General features: G+C 61.1%; 16 protein-coding genes. 8 read left to right on the forward strand and 8 right to left on the reverse strand.

All coding sequences use genetic code 11. The features are described 5' to 3' along the window. Positions 1-17 precede the first annotated feature (17 nt). Positions 18-272: a hypothetical protein gene (locus MHAR_RS13225; RefSeq protein ID WP_143763270.1), complete on the forward strand. Its 255-nt coding sequence runs from the start codon at positions 18-20 to the stop codon at positions 270-272. Between the two features lie 155 nt (positions 273-427). Here MHAR_RS13225 and acs read toward each other — a convergent pair whose 3' ends face one another. From acs to MHAR_RS03910, 5 genes are all read right to left on the reverse strand, one after another. Then, entirely contained in the window at positions 428-2422 is a 1995-nt protein-coding gene (gene acs, locus MHAR_RS03890) for an acetate--CoA ligase (RefSeq protein WP_014586310.1), read from the reverse strand. Between the two features lie 284 nt (positions 2423-2706). Beyond that, on the reverse strand, positions 2707-3999 hold the full coding sequence (locus tag MHAR_RS03895) for a tRNA (N(6)-L-threonylcarbamoyladenosine(37)-C(2))-methylthiotransferase (RefSeq protein ID WP_014586311.1): 1293 nt from the start codon (positions 3997-3999) through the stop codon (positions 2707-2709). A gap of 1 nt (position 4000) precedes the next feature. After that, positions 4001-5176 (reverse strand): AI-2E family transporter, encoded by a 1176-nt coding sequence (locus tag MHAR_RS03900; protein ID WP_014586312.1) that lies wholly within the window; start codon positions 5174-5176, stop codon positions 4001-4003. A gap of 206 nt (positions 5177-5382) precedes the next feature. Continuing rightward, a complete protein-coding gene (gene cobT, locus MHAR_RS03905) occupies positions 5383-6423 on the reverse strand; it encodes a nicotinate mononucleotide-dependent phosphoribosyltransferase CobT (protein ID WP_048144815.1) in 1041 nt (346 codons plus the stop codon). Positions 6424-6645: 222 nt separating this feature from the next. Beyond that, a complete protein-coding gene (locus MHAR_RS03910; protein WP_228369602.1) occupies positions 6646-7974 on the reverse strand; it encodes a molybdopterin molybdotransferase MoeA in 1329 nt (442 codons plus the stop codon). A gap of 53 nt (positions 7975-8027) precedes the next feature. On the opposite strand from MHAR_RS03910, the gene ppsA reads away from it, so the two are divergent. Beyond that, the gene (gene ppsA, locus MHAR_RS03915; protein WP_014586315.1) at positions 8028-10298 is read left to right on the forward strand and encodes a phosphoenolpyruvate synthase; all 2271 of its coding nucleotides are present in this window, start codon (positions 8028-8030) and stop codon (positions 10296-10298) included. Between the two features lie 34 nt (positions 10299-10332). After that, complete coding sequence (gene mfnA, locus MHAR_RS03920) at positions 10333-11466, forward strand: tyrosine decarboxylase MfnA (RefSeq protein ID WP_014586316.1); 1134 nt, start codon at positions 10333-10335, stop codon at positions 11464-11466. Positions 11467-11544: 78 nt separating this feature from the next. Here mfnA and MHAR_RS03925 read toward each other — a convergent pair whose 3' ends face one another. Further along, entirely contained in the window at positions 11545-11775 is a 231-nt protein-coding gene (locus tag MHAR_RS03925) for a TRAM domain-containing protein (RefSeq protein WP_014586317.1), read from the reverse strand. A gap of 42 nt (positions 11776-11817) precedes the next feature. Further along, positions 11818-12048: a TRAM domain-containing protein gene (locus tag MHAR_RS03930; RefSeq protein ID WP_014586318.1), complete on the reverse strand. Its 231-nt coding sequence runs from the start codon at positions 12046-12048 to the stop codon at positions 11818-11820. Positions 12049-12306: 258 nt separating this feature from the next. Here MHAR_RS03930 and MHAR_RS03935 point away from each other — a divergent pair, with 258 nt between their 5' ends. The 4 genes from MHAR_RS03935 (at position 12307) to MHAR_RS03950 (ending at position 15737) form a co-directional block, all read left to right on the forward strand. Further along, positions 12307-13203 (forward strand): NOL1/NOP2/sun family putative RNA methylase, encoded by an 897-nt coding sequence (locus MHAR_RS03935; protein ID WP_048144817.1) that lies wholly within the window; start codon positions 12307-12309, stop codon positions 13201-13203. A 16-nt stretch (positions 13204-13219) separates the two neighbouring features. Further along, a complete protein-coding gene (locus tag MHAR_RS03940) occupies positions 13220-13675 on the forward strand; it encodes a methyltransferase RsmF C-terminal domain-like protein (RefSeq protein WP_143763271.1) in 456 nt (151 codons plus the stop codon). Between the two features lie 59 nt (positions 13676-13734). Further along, on the forward strand, positions 13735-14745 hold the full coding sequence (cofH, locus tag MHAR_RS03945; RefSeq protein ID WP_048144819.1) for a 5-amino-6-(D-ribitylamino)uracil--L-tyrosine 4-hydroxyphenyl transferase CofH: 1011 nt from the start codon (positions 13735-13737) through the stop codon (positions 14743-14745). Between the two features lie 167 nt (positions 14746-14912). Further along, positions 14913-15737, forward strand: a complete 825-nt coding sequence (locus MHAR_RS03950) for a substrate-binding domain-containing protein (RefSeq protein WP_014586322.1) — start codon at positions 14913-14915, stop codon at positions 15735-15737. Positions 15738-15822: 85 nt separating this feature from the next. Here the strand turns inward: MHAR_RS03950 and MHAR_RS03955 are convergent, their stop codons facing one another. Further along, positions 15823-16923, reverse strand: coding sequence for a hypothetical protein (locus tag MHAR_RS03955; protein WP_014586323.1), 1101 nt, complete (start codon positions 16921-16923; stop codon positions 15823-15825). Between the two features lie 478 nt (positions 16924-17401). Between MHAR_RS03955 and MHAR_RS03960 the strand changes: the two genes are divergently transcribed. Continuing rightward, positions 17402-18289, forward strand: a complete 888-nt coding sequence (locus MHAR_RS03960; protein WP_014586324.1) for a hypothetical protein — start codon at positions 17402-17404, stop codon at positions 18287-18289. Positions 18290-18427: the final 138 nt, after the last annotated feature.

The raw sequence follows: 18427 nt of genomic DNA on the forward strand, positions 1-18427 counted from the left end.
TTCAAAATCTGCTATAATTGAGGACCAGATCGGCTCAAACCCGGTGGACCCGTCGCCTTATTGGTATAAATAAGATCCGATGGTATCTTCATAAAAATAAATATAAAAAATATGTATTTAATTTTTTCAGCCCCGAGCTGGATGCTGAGAAGCTCCCTGCAACCCCTGAGGGTGGCGAGAAGAACCTGTTATTAATTTCCATAGTTTTTGATTTATTAAAAACATTTCCTCACAATAATGATGTTAAATCCCACGAAGATCCCAAGGGTTGAAATGATAATTACAGATTTCTCCCTGTATCTGGGGATTATCTGCTTTGTCAATCTCTGAAGGTGTTGGGCCGAAGCGGATCCTCTATCTAGGGGGAAAAGCGCCCACACCAAAAAAGATACAAATATAAATATAAAAAATATTAGTGGCCGCCCATCTAAACGATGAGCGGGATGTGCTCGACAGCCTCAGGGTTCATGAGGGTCGATATGTCTCCGACGGGGTTTCCGAGGGACTTCGCCTTGATCACACGGCGCATGATCTTGCCCGACCTCGTCTTGGGGAGGTCGTTGACGAAGTGGACCTCAGAGGGCGCTGCCACTGGGCCGAGGGTCTTCCTGACGAAGTTGATGGCATCCTTGGCCAGCTCTGGTGTCGGATCATTGCCAACCCTCAGGATGACGAAGGCTACGATCGACTCTCCCTTCACCGCATCGGGCTTGCCGACGACGGCAGCCTCAGCGATCTTGGGGTGAGCGACAAGAGCTGACTCAACCTCGGCGTTGGCGATCCTGTGGCCCGCAACGCTGAGGACATCGTCGATACGACCCTGGATCCAGAAGTACCCGTCTTTGTCTCGGGTTGCCTTGTCGCCGGCGAGATAGGTTCCGCGCTTAGGAGTGTCCCAGTAGAACTGCCAGTACTCCTTCATGAACCTCTCTTTGTCGCCCCAGAAGGCCCTGAGCATCGACGGCCAGGGTGTCTGGCTCACGATGTTGCCGCCCTCGCCGAGGGGGACCTCGTTCCCTTCCTCGTCGTAGACTGAGATGTTGAATCCTGGCAAGGGGAAGGTGCACGATCCGGGCTTCAGAGGCGTGATCGGCAGCGGCGAGTTGAGGAAGGTCCCCGTCTCCGTCTGCCACCAGGTATCCATGATCTGGAGCTTGCCTGCGCCGATGTGCTCACGGTACCACATCCATGCCTCGGGGTTGATCGGCTCGCCGACGGACCCCAGGAGCCGCAGGCTCGATAGGTCGTACTTGTCGGGCCACTCAGCGCCCTGCTTCATGAACATCCTTATCGCCGTGGGGGCGGTGTAGAGGACTGATACCTTGTTCTCCTGGATGATCTTCCACCATCTCCCGAAGTCCGGGTAGTCTGGAGCGCCCTCGTACATGACTCCCGTCATACCGAGGACTAGCGGACCGTAGACGATGTAAGAGTGGCCGGTGACCCATCCGATATCCGCGGTACACCACCAGACGTCGCTCTCCTTCAGGTCGAAGACCCAGTGGAGGGTCTGGGCCGGTCCGACGGCGTTTCCGCCCTGGGCGTGCTCGATCCCCTTCGGCTTTCCGGTGGTGCCGGAGGTATAGAGGATGTAGAGCCTGTGCTCCGGGTCGAGCTTCTCCGGTTCGCACTCTTCAGACTTGCCAGCGACGAGGTCATGCCACCAGACGTCTCTTCCGTCCTTCCATGGGACCTCGATGCCCGTCCTCTTATAGACGATCACGTGCTCTACGGATGGGGCACCCGCAAGGGCTTCGTCGACATTCGGCTTCAGAGGCACCGGCTTTCCGCGCCTGTACAGGCCGTCTGTGGTGATGATGGCCCTGGAACCGCAGTCGGCTGCTCTGTCCGAGAGGCCCTTAGAGCTGAAGCCTGAGAAGACGACGCTGTGGATGACGCCGAGCTTGGCGCAGGCGAGCACAGTGATGGGTAGCTGGGGTATCATCGGCATGTAGACGCTGACCCTGTCCCCCTTCTTTAGGCCGAGGCTTTTGAGGCCGTTTGCCAGCTTGTTGACCTCTTTATATAGGTCGCCATAGGTGATCTTCTGGGTGGGCTGGTCCGTCGGCTCCGGGACCCATATGTAGGCGACCTTGTCCTTCTTGGCCCCCTTTGCATGCCTGTCGACGGCGTTGTATGTGATGTTGACTTCGCCGCCGGTGAACCACTTGAAGTAGGGCATCCCCGAGTCGTCCAACACCTTGGTATAGGGTTTGAACCAGTCGATATACTCCTTTGCCATCTCGTCCCAGAACTCGATGTAGTTCTTGGAACACCACTCCCGCAGCTCCTTCTCGGTCTTGAACCCCTTCTTCTTCATGTACTTCATCACGTTGGAGTTCTCGACGAGCTCCTTTGGCGGCTCAAAAATTCTCGTCTCTTCCTGGAATACCTTCGTCTTTCCGGTTTTTGCTTCAGCCAATTTCAACCCTCCTTAATCAAAGATCGAATATTTTGCACTCTTCTCTCCCCAGATCCCCGGGCAGATACCAGCTCCAATACGGAGATTTCAAACCAGAATCTGCCACGCATTCTCTCCGTTTGTCTATAGAGAACGCTCGACTGGACCATGTCGATTAGTAATCTTCATGATTAATAAGGTTAGTGGCCTTTTAATCATTATAGATTCCAAAATATGGAATATCGGCCGGGTATAAATCCTGAAAATCAAAAACAGCTGAATCGACGGCTCCTAATGGTATTAGGCTATTCGCGAATTATCGCCTCACCTTTCAGGTAGAAGGGGGTGGTCCTCACGATCTTGAATCGATGGACGCTTCCAAGAGGGAGGGGCTCGTTGACCACAATCTTCCTGTAGTTGGCTGACCTCGCCATCACCGTCCCCCCTCTTCCCATCTCCGTCACCTGCGCGATGATCTCCTCCCCGAGGTAGCGGCCGTTTCTTCGCCCTGCTATCTCCTTCCAGAGGCGGGTCATCCTCCTCGAGCGGTCCTTCTTGAGCCGGGACGGCATATCCTTCAGCCTGCTCGCCTCCGTCCCGGGGCGGGAGGAGTACATGGTGACGTTGACCTTGTCAGGCTCTGCCTTTTTGATCAGCTCCTCGGTGGCGGCAAAGTCCTCCTCCCTCTCGCCGGGGTGGCCGGCGATGACGTCGGTGTAGAGAGTGAGGCCGGGGAAGGCCGCCCTGAGCCGCGCCGCCATAGAGAGGAAATCCTGGGGGGTGTAGCCCCTCCTCATCGATCGGAGGACCTCCGCCGATCCGGACTGGACCGGCAGGTGGAGGAACTTGTAGACCTTGGGGTCGTCGTAGGAGCGGATCAGCTCCTCCAAGATCGGCTTCACCTGTCCCGGGTTCATCATTCCTACCCTGATCCGAAAGTCGCCCTCGATCTCGGCGACGGCGTCGATCAGCTCCGGGAGGGAGGAACCCAGGTCCAGGCCGTAGGCAGCGGCGTCCTGGGAGGCGAGCTGGACCTCCACCGCCCCCTCTTTCAGCCGGCGACGGACCTCCTCGGCCACCTCCTGGACGGTCCTGCTCCGGAGGGGGCCCCGCGCCCTCCGGACGATGCAGTAGCTGCAACTTCCGAGGCACCCCTCCGATATGTTGACGACGGCGCAGAGGTCCCTCGTCATCCGTCCGGATCCCGCAAGCTCCGGCTCTGGGGGGAAGGCCTCGCCGATCCTCCGCCCCGAGGGGGCGGAGAGGATCCCCAGCACCTCGCGGCACCTCAGGTCCCGGACCGCCTCGGGGATCGCCGATGGGAGGCAGCCGGCGACGATGAGCCTCTCCCCCTGGAGCTCTGAGAGCCTCCTCCGAATATCCCTCTCCGTCCTTTCGGTGACGGCGCAGGTGTTGACGATCACCAGGTCCGCCTCCTCCTGAGACGATCGTCGGTGGCCCGCCTCCACCAGGGCAGAGGCGAAGGCCTCCGAGTTCCCCCGGTTTGCGGCACAGCCGTAGGTCTCGATATAAAATCTCATCCGGGATCTGTCCATGGAACCCGGGGCCGGGGCGGCATGGGGCGGCTTCTCATCCATCTCATCTCCCGGAGCCTTGGCCACCCTCCGGAGGCAGGGCGGACTCCGATCCGCCAGCCTCCTCCTCGACCTCCGGTGGATCGGTCCCCTCCGTCGGCGTCCCGTCTCCAGAGGATGCCGCCATCTTCTCCTCCTTGTGGACCTGATATACCCCGACGACGACCCCCATCAGGGCGGGGGCGAGGAAGAACCCTCCAAGCCCCGCCACCAGAACTCCCCCGACGAAGGCGAGGACGACGAGGAGCGGATGGATCGTCGACTTGACGGAGACGATGTAAGGCCTGATGATGAGGTCGGAGGGGATGTAGATCATCGCCGAGGAGACGACGAAGAAGAGGATCCCATCGAAGGGGCTCAATTCGATGTACATCCAGGCTGATATCGGTATGATGACGAGCCAGGAGGAGAGGATGGGGATCACCCCCGATATGAAGACCAGGGCAGCCAGGGCGAAGGGGTTCGGTATCCCGAAGGCGTAGAAGACCAACACCGAGAGGATTCCGCTGAGGATCGAGGTGTAGATGGCGCCGATGAATATCCCGGAGAGGATGCTGTCTATCCTCGCTTCATACTTCTTGTATATCGCCAGGTGCTCTGTGGGGAGGATGGTGGATATCCCCGTGGCGAGCTTCCCTCCATCCATCAGGAGGAAGTAGCAGACGTAGATCGAGGCGATGAGGTTTAACCCTATCAGAATTATCGACATGCCGTATGAGAAGACCGGGAAGCTCGATAGGATCCTTGCCAGAAGCTCTATCATAGTCTTTAGGCTTCCCGTCAGATCGTCATAGATGGCTGGGGGTATCTCGTAGATCGCCGGTAGTATGTCGTACCCGGCCAGAGGGGTCTCAAGCTCGGCCAAAAAGGACCCCGCCCTCTTGACGATCTCGGCCTGGTTCTCCACAACCCAGTTCAGCTGGGATACCACCTCCACCCCTCCTAAGCCGAGGATGAGGGCTATGGGAAGGACTATCGCGGTGGTGGCGACGGCCGAGCCGAGCCGCTCGCGTCTGCCGAACCTCTCTTTGATCGGCCTTCCGACGTAGGCGAAGACGACCCCCAGGATGATCCCGTCCATCAGGGGGAATAGAAAGTAGGTTATCAGTAGCAGCAGGAACAGGACCGGGATTAGGATCCAGGCGTTCTTGGTGATTTGTGATCTGAGGTCTCTCTCCAACAGATTCTCCCCACTTCAGATCTCGTAAGCATATCGATAAATAGCTTTGCCGAGGGGTTGGAAGGAAGATCCTCCAAACCCCCTCCCCCCCATCAGGGTGCAGATTATGAAGCTCTATCTCATTTTGGCAGGACGAATCCGATAAAGCCGGCCAAATTCCATAACCTGGGTCTGTCTTATCTAGACAGGTTATTTTGGTGGATCGATCACCGCTTGGGAAGCTCCACCGTCGATAGGACCCTATCCGCTCCCTCGACGATCTCCTGCTGGGTGACGCCCCGGAGGCTTGCCGCGAGGACGGCTCCGCCGGCCCCGACCCCCTCCTTGGCGCTCCCCCGGGCGTAGCAGCTGAGGGGCGGCATCTTCGACCTATCCAGGCCCGGGTCCGCCATGTACCAGCTCCTCCCGAGGGTCTCCACCGTCTCGACGAAGCTCGCGTTCCGATCCTCTACGATGTACCTGGTGGTGGCGATGGAGATGTCGCCTTCCAGGCCAAAAGCATCGGCGGCGCATAGGACGGCGGCCATCTGGGTTCCTCCCGCCAGGACCACCTTCGACCCCCCCATCCCCCTCAAGAGCCCCAGGACGGCGGGGATCATGGGGTCGCCGACCTCTTTCAGCGCCCTCAAGGGGTCGGACCTCATCGATCCGAAGGAGGCGCCGCAGCGGTCCAGGGCGGCGTCGACGATCTCCTGCTTCTTGGCCAGGGGGTGGTCGAGAAGGCTGCTGGAGACCCTGCCCGGATACCCCAGGGCCTGCATCACCGCCATGGCGGTCGTCGTTCCGCCGGCGATCGACTCGCCGATGAAGATGCAGTCGGAGAGGCTGGCGAGCTTCTTTCCGAGAAGGGCGGACCGGTCCATGATCTCGGCGGCGTCGGGGACCGCCGGAGCGAACCGGATGTCGCTTCCGGGAGAGCCGTTCATGTCGACGTAGGGGACGGCGGGCTTTCTCCGCAGGCCGCTGGTCACAAAGAGGGAGGGGATCCCCGAGAGGCTGAGGGCTGCCTTCGTCACCACCGCCGGGGTCGTCGCCCCCTCCGGGGACTCGGGGATCGCGGGGATCGTCACGATCTTGTGGAGCTCGACAAGCTCCGCGTCGGCGCTGGGGGTGTAGTCGGTGAGGTCGGGGGAGGCGCCGGCGGCGCTCACTCCGGGGATTTTGCCGGTGTCGGTGTTGGAGAGGACGCAGAGGAAGAGGGGCCTCTCTGGCCGGTAATCAAAGTGAGGGTGGATCCAGTCTCGCATGATCAATATGGTGTCGTCCGGGATATAAAAACTCAACGCCAGAGGAGTTAAGGCAAGTAAATTTTACTTGATAGGCGGAAAAGCGGGGTTGCCGATCGAGGGTGCCCCAGAAGAGATCGCGCCATCGATGAAGTAGGGATGCGGATGGTTGGCGGACTTCTTCTGTCCGCCAGTCGTTTTCTCCGGCAGCAGCAAAGATCGGCTCCACCGTATCCGCCCCCATCACTCGATCAAATTCACCTCCACCATCTCCCCCTTCTCCCGCCCCTCCAGCTCCTCCGGCACCAGGACGTACCCCTCGGCCCGAGCCACAGAGCTGAGGATCCCGGCTCCGGTGGTCATGATCGGCGTCGCGACGCCCTCCTTGAGGCTCACCCTCGCGAAGGTGAGGTAGCCGGGGCGCGAGACGATCTTTCCGGCGAGCTTGGCGGGGAAGGTTCGCGGAAGGTCGGTCCTGTGGGCCATCATGGTGATGAGGGGACGGGCGAAGATGTAGAGGGCGGCGAGGGCGGCGACGGGGTAGCCTGGAAGGCAGATAACCGGCTTTCCATCGATGACTCCGAGGGCGGTGGGCTTTGCGGGGGTGATCCGGACGCCGTGGACGAGGAGCTCCCCCATCTCCTCGATGATCGGGGGGGCGTAGTCCTCCTCCCCGATGGAGGTGCCGCCGGAGATGAGGATCAGGTCGGCGTCGAGGCTTCGGGCGATAGCCTCTCGGATGAGGCGAGGGTCGTCCTCGACGATGGACGTCTTCTGGGGCGACCCGCCCCAGATCTCAGCGTACATCTCGCAGATCAGCCCATTCGCCTCCCGGGCTTGGCCGGGCAAGAGCTTCTGGTCGGAGAAGAGGGGGACGAGTTCCCCCCCCGTGGGGATGATCGCGACCTTCGGCCTCGCGAAGACCTGGACCGTCGAGAGGCCGAGGGAGGCGAGGAGGGCTATGTCGGGGGGCCTGAGCCGATGGCCTTCTTTTAAAACCGTCTCCCAGAGGGCTACATCCTCGCCTACCCGGGCTAGGTTGCGGTAGGGGTGGACCTCCGCCGTCGCCTCCACCTCCCGTCCCCGGAGGAGGGCGTCCTCTATCATCAAGACGGCGTCCGCCCCTGGAGGCGCCGCCATCCCCGTCCGGACGGGGACGCACCTCCCCTCTCCGGCCTCGTCGCCGACCTCGAGGTATACTGGGGCGAGGGGGGTCGCGCCCCTGGTATCCGCCGCCCGAACGGCGTAGCCGTCCATGGCGGCCCTGTTGAAGGCGGGAAGGTTCACCGGAGAGGCTAGGTCACCAGAGAGGACCCTGCCCCGGGCGCTGGCGAGATGGACCGGCTCGGACCTCGTCACCGGTCTGCACCTCTCAAGGAGATCCTTCAGGGACTCGGAGGCGCTGGCAAGCTCTTTGAACATGTTTCCAGCTATTTCCGTCCAACCCATCTTTAGCCTTCCGTCGGGATGAAGTCCCTCCATCCGGGGATCGGCGGTCCTATCCTTCTTCTTCTTCCGCCCCTCCCCGTGAAAACAGATATATACGGTCCCGCCGCCATCTCCCCGCAACAAGATCGAACATTATAGATCGAAATTTCGCTTCCTAGATAGAAGGTGGAGATCCCATGGCTGCTGTAGTTTGGCTGGAAGAAGTTGGAAAAGAAGACGTCGCCGTCGTCGGCGGGAAGGGCGCAAGCCTTGGCGAGATGATAAACGTGGGCGCTCCCGTGCCCGGGGGCTTTGCGGTCACCGCTCAGGCTTATCGAGAGTTCATCACCCGATCGGGAATCGCGGAGGATATATTCGAGGCTCTGAAGGTGGACGTCCACGACCCTGAAGCCCTCAGCGGCGCCGCGGAGAGGGCGAAGCGGCTCGTCCTGGAGGCGAAGGTCCCAAAAGAGATCGAGAAGGCGATCAGGGACCGGTATCTAGAGATGTCCAAGAGGGAGGGAAAGGAGGTCCTCGTCGCCGTCAGGTCCAGCGCCACCGCCGAGGACCTCCCCGACGCGAGCTTCGCGGGGCAGCAGGAGACCTTCCTGAACATCCTGGGGGAGGACCAGGTCTTCGAGGCGGTCCGGAAGTGCTGGGCCTCTCTCTACGGGGCGAGGGCGATCTTCTACCGGGTCGAGCAGGGCTTTGAGCACGAGAAGGTGAACATCTCCGTCACCGTCCAGAAGATGATAAACTCCGAGAAGTCCGGGGTGATGTTCAGCTCCCACCCCAGCACTGGCGAACCCCATGTGATCATCGAGGCTGCCTGGGGGCTCGGGGAGGCGGTCGTCAGCGGGAGCGTCTCGCCGGACAACTACGTCGTCGACAGGGCGGACAAGAAGATCGTGAGCAGGTTTGTCGCGAAGAAGGAGATCATGATCGTCCGGGACAAGAAGACCGGCAAGACCGTCACCAAGAAGGTTCCCGCCGATAAGAGGGAGAAGGTCGTCCTCTCCGACGAGGAGATCCTCCAGCTCGCAGCCCAGGGCGAAGCCCTGGAGGAGCACTACGGCATCCCCCAGGACATAGAGTGGGCCTTCGAGGGGGGGAAGATGTACATCCTCCAGTCGAGGCCGATCACTACCATATCGAAGGGCGATGGAGGCGGGGCGGAGAAGGCTATGGGAAGCGGAAAGGTGATCCTCACCGGCCTCGGCGCCTCTCCGGGGGTGGCGACTGGCGAAGTGAAGATCGTATCGGGTTCCGGGGACCTGGGGAAGATCAAAGAGGGGGACATCCTGGTCACGGTGATGACGGAGCCGGATATGGTCCCGGCGATGAAGAGGGCGGGGGCCATAGTCACCGACGAGGGAGGGATGACCTGCCACGCCGCCATCGTCAGCCGAGAGCTGGGGTTCCCGGCCGTCGTCGGGACGAAGGAGGGGACTAAGATCCTCACCGAGGGGATGATCATCACCGTCGACGGAGGGAAGGGGAAGGTCTACGAGGGGCGGCTCAAGACGCCGAAGGCTGCGGAGGCGGCCGCGTCTCCCGTATCCTTCGTCTACAAGCCGATAACTGCGACCGAGATCAAGGTGAACGTCAGCATGGCCGAGGCGGCAGAGCAGGCGGCAGCGACCCTCGCCGACGGCGTCGGCCTCCTCCGGATCGAGCATATGATCCTGGGGCTCGGCAAGACCCCCCGGTACTACATCAACGCCGGCAAAGAGGATGAGTACCTCGACGAGCTGGTGGGCGGCGTCAGGACCGTCGCGGAGGCCTTCTACCCCAAGCCCGTCTGGGTCAGGACCCTCGACGCCCCCACCGACGAGTTCCGGGGGATGGAGGGGGGGGAGAACGAGCCCCACGAGCACAACCCCATGCTCGGCTGGCGAGGCATCCGAAGGGATCTGACGGAGACCGACCACTTCCGGCTGGAGATGAGGGCCTTCAAGAAGCTCCACGAGATGGGCCTCTCCAACGTCGGTATCATGCTCCCTCTCGTCCAGCACGTCAGCGAGTTTCAGAGGGCTAAGGCCCTGATGGTGGAGGAGGGGCTCGACCTGGAGAAGATCGACGTCGGCATTATGGTCGAGACCCCCGGGGCCGCCCTCACCATCGACGACTTCATCGAGGACGGGATCGACTTCGTCTCCTTCGGGACCAACGACCTCACCCAGTACACCCTCGCCGTCGACAGGAACAACCAGAACGTGGCATACCTCTATACCGAGCTCCACCCGGCGGTCCTAACCCTGATCGAGTACGTCGTCGAGCGGTGCAACCGGGCCGGGGTCACCACTTCCATCTGCGGCCAGGCCGGGTCCTACCCCGAGATGGCGAAGCGGCTCGTCGAGATCGGGATCACCAGCATCTCCGCCAACATCGACGCCGTCGCCACCGTCCGGGAGACGGTGGCCCGGGCGGAGCAGATAATCATGCTGAGGGCTGCAAGAGAGGAGTGATCCCGAGGAAGAGACGGCGGAAGAGGTATCCCCCTTGAGAGATCGAGGCCTATCCGAAGAGGAGGTCATGAGGGGCCTCCTGAAGATGAGGGCGAAGGATCTGAGCTACGATCGGATCTTCTCCTCCATGTGCACCCCCCCCCACCCGATAGCTCTGAAGGCGCACCAGCTCTTCCAGGAGACGAACCTCGGGGACCCGGGGCTCTTTCCCGGGTCTGCCGAGCTGGAGGCGGAGGCGGTGAGGATGATGGCGGAGCTCCTCGGCCATCCCGAGGCCTGCGGCTACCTCTCGACGGGGGGGACGGAGTCGAACATCCAGGCGATCCGGGCGGCGCGAAACTCCGCCGACTTCCGGGATGGAAACATCGTCGTCCCTAGGTCCGCCCACTTCTCCTTCGACAAGATCGGAGACCTTCTATCCCTCGAGATCAGGAAGGCGGACCTCGACGGCGACCTGAAGGTGGAGGTCGGGTCCGTCGAGGAGCTGATCGACGAGAAGACGGTATCCCTGGTGGGGATCGCCGGGACGACGGAGTTCGGCCAGGTCGACCCCATCGACCGCCTCGGGAGGCTCGCCCTGGACTGGGGGATACCCCTCCACGTCGACGCCGCCTTCGGAGGCTTCGTCCTCCCCTTCCTCGGAGGAGACTGGAGGTGGGACTTCTCCGTCGAGGGGGTCACCTCCATCACCATTGACCCCCACAAGATGGGGATGGCGACGATCCCCGGAGGAGGCCTCCTCTTCCGCCACCCTGAGGACCTGGAGCGGCTTGCCGCCTACGCCCCCTATTTGACGGTGGCGAGGCCCAAGGCCCTGACGGGGACGAGGAGCGGCGCGGCCGCGGCCGCCATCTGGGCGGTGATGAGCCACCTCGGGATGGAGGGGTTCAAGGAGGTCGTCAACGGTTGCATGGCGCTATCGCGGAGGATGGCCTCTGGCGCGAAAGAGATCGGGATCGAGCCCGTCATCGAGCCGGTGATGAACGTCGTCACCCTGAGGATGGAGGATCCCGAGGGGGTGAGGGCCGCCCTCCTCGGCCGCCGGTGGAGGGTCTCGACGACCAGGTCCCCGAAGGCCCTGAGGCTGATCATGATGCCCCACTCGACCGCCGAGAACGTCGACCTATTCCTGGGAGACCTGGAAGACGTCCTGAGAAAGAAGGCCTGACTCCCGGGAGAAAGCGGAAAAATAATGGTTTGATCAGCCCTTCTCGGGCTGAGATATCTTTTTGACGTCCTCTCTTGCTCAGACCTTGTGGCCGATGGCGAACTTTCGCATCACCCGGTCCACGGCGATGGTGACGTGGTCTCCCACCTTCGTCTCGGGGACGAATATTACGAACCCCTCGACTCTGGCGATCCCGTCGCCCTGTTTCGCGATGTCCTCGATCTCGACGTCGTACTCCTTTCCGACCTCGACAGGAGCTGTGGACTCAAAGCTGTCGTCCCGGAAAGACCCTCTATCACTTCTGAACAACTACTTCACCTTCCTTCTGGAAATGGATAATGATCAAAACGCTCAGGCCTTGTGGGCGATGGCGAATCTCTGCATGACCCTGTCGATGACGACCGTGACGTGGTCCCCGACCTTGGTGTCCGGGACGAATATTACGAACCCCTCGATCCTCGCGATCCCATCGCCCTTCTTGGCGACGTCCTCGATCTCAACTTCATACTCCTTTCCGGCCTCAACGGGGGCTGAGGGTGCGAAGCTCTCGCCTCGGAAAGAACCTCTATCGTTGCCGTACAAACACTTCACCGTCCTTAGCGAAAAACCGTAGAACAGTTTGCCGCATTGTCCACAGATCACTACCACTATTAAATCCTTGTGCTCCCGAGGAGGGGGCCGGACCATGGCAGGAGATGCCTGGGACGGATCTCTGGGACGGGGATGAGGGGGTGCCTCCGGGGGAGCGAGGCCCGATCCTCCGACTGGGAGGGGCCGAGGACGGGGTCCAACCCTTCCAGACGGCGGGGAATATATCCTATAAACGCGAACTGCGGCGGCATGAAAGGTCTGGAGAGGTACAGGGAGGTGATCCCCGACTTCGACCTCTTCGTCGAAGCGATAAGAAGGCCGCTTCCTGTCACTGCGAGGATCAACACCCTCAAGGCTGATCGGGATCGGCTGACATCCCGTCTGCGGAGGGGGAAGGTGGCCTTCACCCCCTTCTCCTGGTATCCCTTCGGCCTGCGGCTGGAGGTGGAGAAGCCCGGAAACCTCCTCGAGAGCCTGATGGGCCAGATCCACATCCAGGAGGAGATATCGATGGCATCGCCCGTCGTCCTCAGCCCCGAGCCGGGGGAGAGGGTTCTGGACCTCTGCGCTGCTCCCGGGAGCAAGACGACCCAGATCGCCATGATGATGGAGAACCGGGGGCTTTTGGTGGCGAACGACCCCGCCAACACCCGGGTCGCCTCCCTCAGGTCGAACTGCGAGAGGGCGGGGGCGGTGAACGTGGCGGTGACCAGATACGATGGCCGCCGCTTTCCCGACCGGGGGTTCGACCGGGTCCTCGTCGACGCCCCCTGCACCGGCCAGGGGATGGCGAGGAAGGACATTACCGTCCTGGGCCGGTGGAGCCTGAAGCGGTCCCTGGGGATTCAGCGGCTCCAGCGGGCCCTCCTCAGGAGGGCGTTACAGGTGACAAGGTCCGGGGGGACGGTCGTCTACTCCACCTGCACCTTCGCCCCCGAGGAGAACGAGGGGGTCGTCTCCTGGGCCCTGGGGCAGGTCTCCGGGGTCCGCCTCCAGGAGGCCTCCGTCCGGGGGCTGGCGGGGAGCCCCGGCCTCGCGGAGTGGGCCGGATCCCGGTTTGGAGACGAGATGGAGCTCTGCACCAGGTACTACCCCCACCAGAACGACGCGGGAGGGTTCTTTGTCGCAAAGCTCATTAAAGAATAGGTCGCCCCTCCAGCCGATGGATCGGGCAACCGTGGCGGAGATTATGGGATCGAGGTTCGGGATCCCTCCCGAAGCCTTCGAGGGGGTGAGCTTCTTCCTCCGGGGGAGGAACGTATGGGCCTTCAGCCTCCCCGAGATCCCCGACCTAGCCTGGGAGACGGTGGGGCTCCGTTTCATCTCGGTCCGGGGGCGGGTCCCCAAGCCCACCACCACCGCCCTCCAGCTCTTCGGCCGTCATGCCACCAAAAACGTCGTCGACCTCGGGACGGAGGAGGCCCTCAGGTTCGCGGCGGGGGAGCGGCAGAGGATCCCGGCACCCGTCGAGGAGGGGTACGTGGTGGTATCTCATGGGGAGGACGTCCTGGGGTGCGGCCAGTACCTGGATGGGGAGCTGATCTCCCTCCTCCCAAAGGAGCGGAGGATCGGGAGGGCGGAGCCGGAGGAGGATCGGTCGGGGGGGAGCGACCTCTGATCTCATCCCTGGTCCGGAAGGCAGGTTCGGAGGGCACTGGTCCCTCTCGGGGAGGCGGGATCGACCCCGCCGCCCTCCTATCTCTATACCGCGAGCCATTGAGGCTCTTTCGGCTCGCAAACCTCCTCCGGGAGGAGATCTGCGGCGACGAGGTCTCCTACGTCGTCAACAGGAACATAAACTTCACCAACCGGTGCGTCGGAAGCTGCAGCTTCTGCGCCTTCAGGAGGGCCGACGGCTACCTCCTCACCGAGGAGGCGATCCTGGAGAGGGTGGAGGCGGCGGAGAGGTCTTCTGCCACCGAGATCTGCCTCCAGGGGGGGCTGGCCCCGGGGCTCGTCCTGGAGGACTACTGCCGGATCCTGGAGGCGATTAAGGAGGATTATCCGCTGATGCACCTGCACGCCTACTCCCCCATGGAGGTCCTTTACATGTCGGAGAGCTCCGGGACTACCCCGGCGGAGTCGATCCGGGAGCTACAGCGGGCAGGGCTCGGATCGATGCCGGGAACCGCCGCCGAGATCCTGGTGGACCGGGTTAGGGGGGAGATCTGCCCCTCCAAGCTCTCCACCGCCCAGTGGCGGGAGATCGTCACCACGGCCCACCGGCTGGGGGTTCCCACCACCTCCACCATCCTCTACGGCCACGTCGAGAGGCTGGAGGACCGGATAGCTCACCTCCTCCTCCTCCGGGAGATCCAGGCGGAGACGGGCGGCTTCACCGAGTTCGTCCTCCTCCCCTTCATGCCGAAGAACAACCCCCTGGGTGCCCGGGCCCGGAGGATGGAGATCCTAGAGAACCTGAAGATGCACGCCCTCGCCCGGGTCGCCCTCCACCCCCTCATCCCCAACATCCAGGCGAGCTGGGTGAAGCTGGGGAGGGACCTCGCCGCCAGGACCCTCCTCTGGGGGACAAACGACCTTGGCGGAACCCTCATGGAGGAGAACATCTCCCGGACCGCCGGGGCCACCGAGGCGGAGGGGATAACCCCCGGGGAGCTCTCCGACCTGATCGAGAGGCATGGGCGGATCCCGGTCCAGAGGACGACCCTCTACGGCCGGGTAGGGTGATCTCGGGGATGGGGCCCGCTGGTCTTCCGTCCAACATCGCCCCTCCCGTTGGCGGCAACTTCATCCGGGCTGCTTTCCCCTCGCCCCCGGTCCGGGGGAGGCTCTGAGGCGGCAATGACGACAAGTATGATATACTACGAGCAATTCTATTTTGGGGAGTTTATCCGATGACCAGATCGGCATCTTTGATCCTGATATCTTCCGTGATCTGCCTCCTGGCCCTGGCCGGGGCCACCGAGACGGTCACCGTCACCGGTTCCACGACGGTGATGCCCCTGGTGGAGGTCTCCGCCGAGAGGTTCAACCTGATCCAGGATCGGGTCATGGTGACCGTCAGCGGCGTCGGGGGATCGGGGGTGGGGATAAAGAACGTCGCGAGCGGCTTCTCCGACATCGGGATGTCCTCCAGGATGGTGAGGGAGGACGAGGTCGAGCTCTACGGCGACAACTTCTCCGTCTACCTGATAGGCTACGACGCCATCTGCATCGCCGTCAGCGAGCCGATATACGAGGCCGGCGTCACCAGCATCAGCCGCCAGCAGCTCCGGGCGATATACGACGGGAACCTGACCAGCTGGCGGGATCTGGGGGGTCCCGATGCCGACATCTACGTCGTGGCGAGGATGGTCGGCTCGGGGACCGGCGACCTCTTCAACGAGATGGTGATGGGGGACCTCCAGACCGAGACCCTCGGCGCCGACACCTACGCCCAGAACAACGGTGAGATGAAGACCGCCATAACCAAGAGCGATAAGGCGATCGGCTACCTGGGGTTCAACTACGTCCAGGACGGTCCCCTGAGGCCGATCGCCTACGAGGGGGTCGCCCCCTCGGCCGAAAGCATCAGGGCCGATGACTATCCCCTATCTCGCCCCCTCTACGTCATGACCTGGAACGAGCCCGACGCTGGTGAAGAGGCCTTCATCGACTTCCTTCTGGGGGAGGAGGGGCAGTCGCTGGTGGAGGAGATAGGCTTTCTCCCGATCGGCTGAAACTGATAAATCGATTAAAAAAGTTGGAGGGAGCGGCGCTTGGCCCTAAGGCGGCAAGCGCCTCTCAAATACCATCGTGATCTTCTCATTTGCAGTCTTCACAGTATTGGGCCTTGGAGGTGTCGTTCCAGGCCTGGCCCCAGGCCTTCTCGCGGCAGGTGCAGTCGAAGATCTCCTCCTCGCCCCAGAGCTTGTCGGAGTCCTGCATGGAGCCGTAGCCGCCTATGCAGCAGGAGAGCCAGTCGTCCCTCGGCTTTGATCCGGTGCAGCTGGTGCAGATCTCCATGTTCTTGGTGATCTTGAAGGTGCCGATGTAGTTCTCATCGATCTCGACGAGGGGGTTTTTCAGACCGTACAATGATCTGGTCGTCGGTTTATTAGTCTTTGTGTCATAGGGCAACGCCCTCGTCACAAGCTGGCCGATGTGCACCGTCCCTTCCGTGACCTCCTCCTCGATCTTCATTTTGGTGAGGCTGGAGCCTTTCGTGGGCTTTAAGCTGTAATAACCCGTGGGAGGCCATTTGTCGATGTTCTTGAGGGTAACCCCGATGTCCTTTTTGAACGCCGAAGCATACTCAATCTGATGGACCATGGAGACGCCCTCGTCTGAGCACGAGCCATCGTAGTTCTTGGCCTCCGTCCTCTCCTTCAGCTTTGAGTTGAAAACTATCGGATTTTCAGCGTAGTATCCCGTGCCGTAGGCCATAGCCACGGGGGCATAGGTCATCTCATTCTGCTCGAGAAATGTGATGTTCTCCGCATGGGGTTTCTCACAGCCTTTGTATGGATCGCAAGTGGAACTGCATATTGTTTTGTTACCTTTTTTCTCGGTTTTCCACGATTCATATACCCACGTGTTCCGATCATTATAATCTCCGCTTACGCTGGATTGGTTGGAGTAAATCAGGGTTGCACCATCCATGGTGCCGCTCCCGTGAAGGTAGTTCTTGAGCTGGAGAGACTCGGTGTTCACCCTCTGGTAGACCATGACGTAACCTTGTCCCTCGACATCCTGTTCGAAGACTTGCTCGTTCTTTACGTAATATCCGTCCGGGTTATTGGCCGCCCACGCGGGGCCTGAGATCGCGAGCAACACCAGAAGCAACGGCCAGATCCTCATAATCGTCCCTACACCGCTCATTTTCATCCCGTCCTCCGATATCTTAATATTAAACAGCGCGTACATGACATTTATTGCTATATATGCTTTTCTAAGTCTGATTTATCCTTAAAATCAGGAAAAAGTTAACATTATATCTTAAAATAATGACCTTTTAACCGAAATACCTCGTCGCCGGGACCTTCCCATCGCCTTCCGGAGGGGGCGGAGGCTCTCCGTCAGGTCCTCAGAATCGACGGGGATTGGATCTTTACATCTTGGAAGGGCGGTCCAAGGGGCGCAGCCGGGGATTTAATCAATTTATATTGACTTATAGCAAACATATTTGATTGTTATTTATCTGCTTATACTTAAATTCACCTCCCCCACCCTCGGCTGAGCCCTAAGGATCGGTGCGGAGAGGGAGGCCGATTTTTGTCGCGGCCCTCAGAAAGATCCGTCGCCCCGGGCCACGGGGGATCGGCGTCGTTCTTTCATACGTATCTATGGAAAAGAATATATTCATGCGAAGCTCAAATTTACAATCCTGGGAGATGAATTTTGTATGTTCGATAGAGGAATCTTCTGCATCCTGATCGCCCTCTCGTTATCCCTTGCCGTCCAATCGACTTCGGCGCAGGATGGCGATCCTGGGGTGAGGCCTGTCCTGGATGATCTTGATGGAGAGGTTGAAGAAGGTGGATCTTTTAACGAAACATCGTCTTTCAACGAGACCGCCCCCTCCGGAGGTGCTGCGATCTTTGGGGAGGGGGCCGAAGATACCGGCGAAGAGGGTCTGATCGCCGTTGATGATGGAAACAAGACCGCCTCCGAGGTGCTCTCGCCCGAAACGCCGGCAGGCGAGATCCCCGGCCACCCAGCGGCGTATGGCTGCCCAGGGGCGGTCTATCTGGCAGCCGAGGACGTTTACGTGGACTTGATGGAGGAGATGGTCTACAACGACGACCATCTGGTCTGCGAATACCTGAAGGGCCGCGGTTACGAGGCGGAAGAGTTTCCAGCGATGGCCATGATCCAGTTCAACATATCCGACCTGGTGGTGGAGGAGGACGACGTCGCCGTCCTCGTTCTGAAGGCGGAGGCGATCGATAAGGCGGGCGACGAGAATTCGGGATTGATCCTCGTTCCCATAACCTCCGAGTGGACCGAAGGCTCGAGCTTCCCAGCCCTGGCGTTGAACCTCCTCTCGATGATCTCCATCCTGGAGGATAGCTCCGAGATCGACCTCGGCCGGATCGGGATGAGCTTCGGCCAGGACCGGATCGTCGTCTTCGACGTAAAAGAGCTCCTCAAGGCGGCGGAAGGCGAGAGGTTATCCTTCGCCGTGATGGCGGTGGCGGATGTCGACTACAGGGTAAGCTTCAGGTCGAGGGAGACGGGGGAGGGGCCCGCCATCCTGATCGCGCCCTATCCGACGGCGGTCTCCGGCTGAGCCTCCCGTCGGCGGCCCGAAGGATCGATAGGGAGGCCGAAGGGGGAAGCGGCCGCCCTTGGGACCGAGTTCCCTCTCCTCCCACCCTCCTCTCTCAAGATCGGGGCCCTCGGGCCCGCCGGGCCTGAGGGATGCGGC

Source organism: Methanothrix harundinacea 6Ac, from assembly GCF_000235565.1.
Classification (GTDB): Archaea; Halobacteriota; Methanosarcinia; order Methanotrichales; family Methanotrichaceae; genus Methanocrinis; species Methanocrinis harundinaceus.

Bases quoted from the DNA above. Each gene is read 5' to 3' on its own strand.
- MHAR_RS03940 (WP_143763271.1), top strand. From the start codon at position 13,220: ATGGATCGGGCAACCGTGGCGGAGATTATGGGATCGAGGTTCGGGATC.
- MHAR_RS03950 (WP_014586322.1), top strand. From the start codon at position 14,913: ATGACCAGATCGGCATCTTTGATCCTGATATCTTCCGTGATCTGCCTC.
- MHAR_RS03935 (WP_048144817.1), top strand. From the start codon at position 12,307: ATGAAAGGTCTGGAGAGGTACAGGGAGGTGATCCCCGACTTCGACCTC.
- cobT (WP_048144815.1), bottom strand. From the start codon at position 6,423: ATGCGAGACTGGATCCACCCTCACTTTGATTACCGGCCAGAGAGGCCC.
- MHAR_RS03955 (WP_014586323.1), bottom strand. From the start codon at position 16,923: ATGTACGCGCTGTTTAATATTAAGATATCGGAGGACGGGATGAAAATG.
- ppsA (WP_014586315.1), top strand. From the start codon at position 8,028: ATGGCTGCTGTAGTTTGGCTGGAAGAAGTTGGAAAAGAAGACGTCGCC.
- MHAR_RS03895 (WP_014586311.1), bottom strand. From the start codon at position 3,999: ATGGATGAGAAGCCGCCCCATGCCGCCCCGGCCCCGGGTTCCATGGAC.
- MHAR_RS03960 (WP_014586324.1), top strand. From the start codon at position 17,402: ATGTTCGATAGAGGAATCTTCTGCATCCTGATCGCCCTCTCGTTATCC.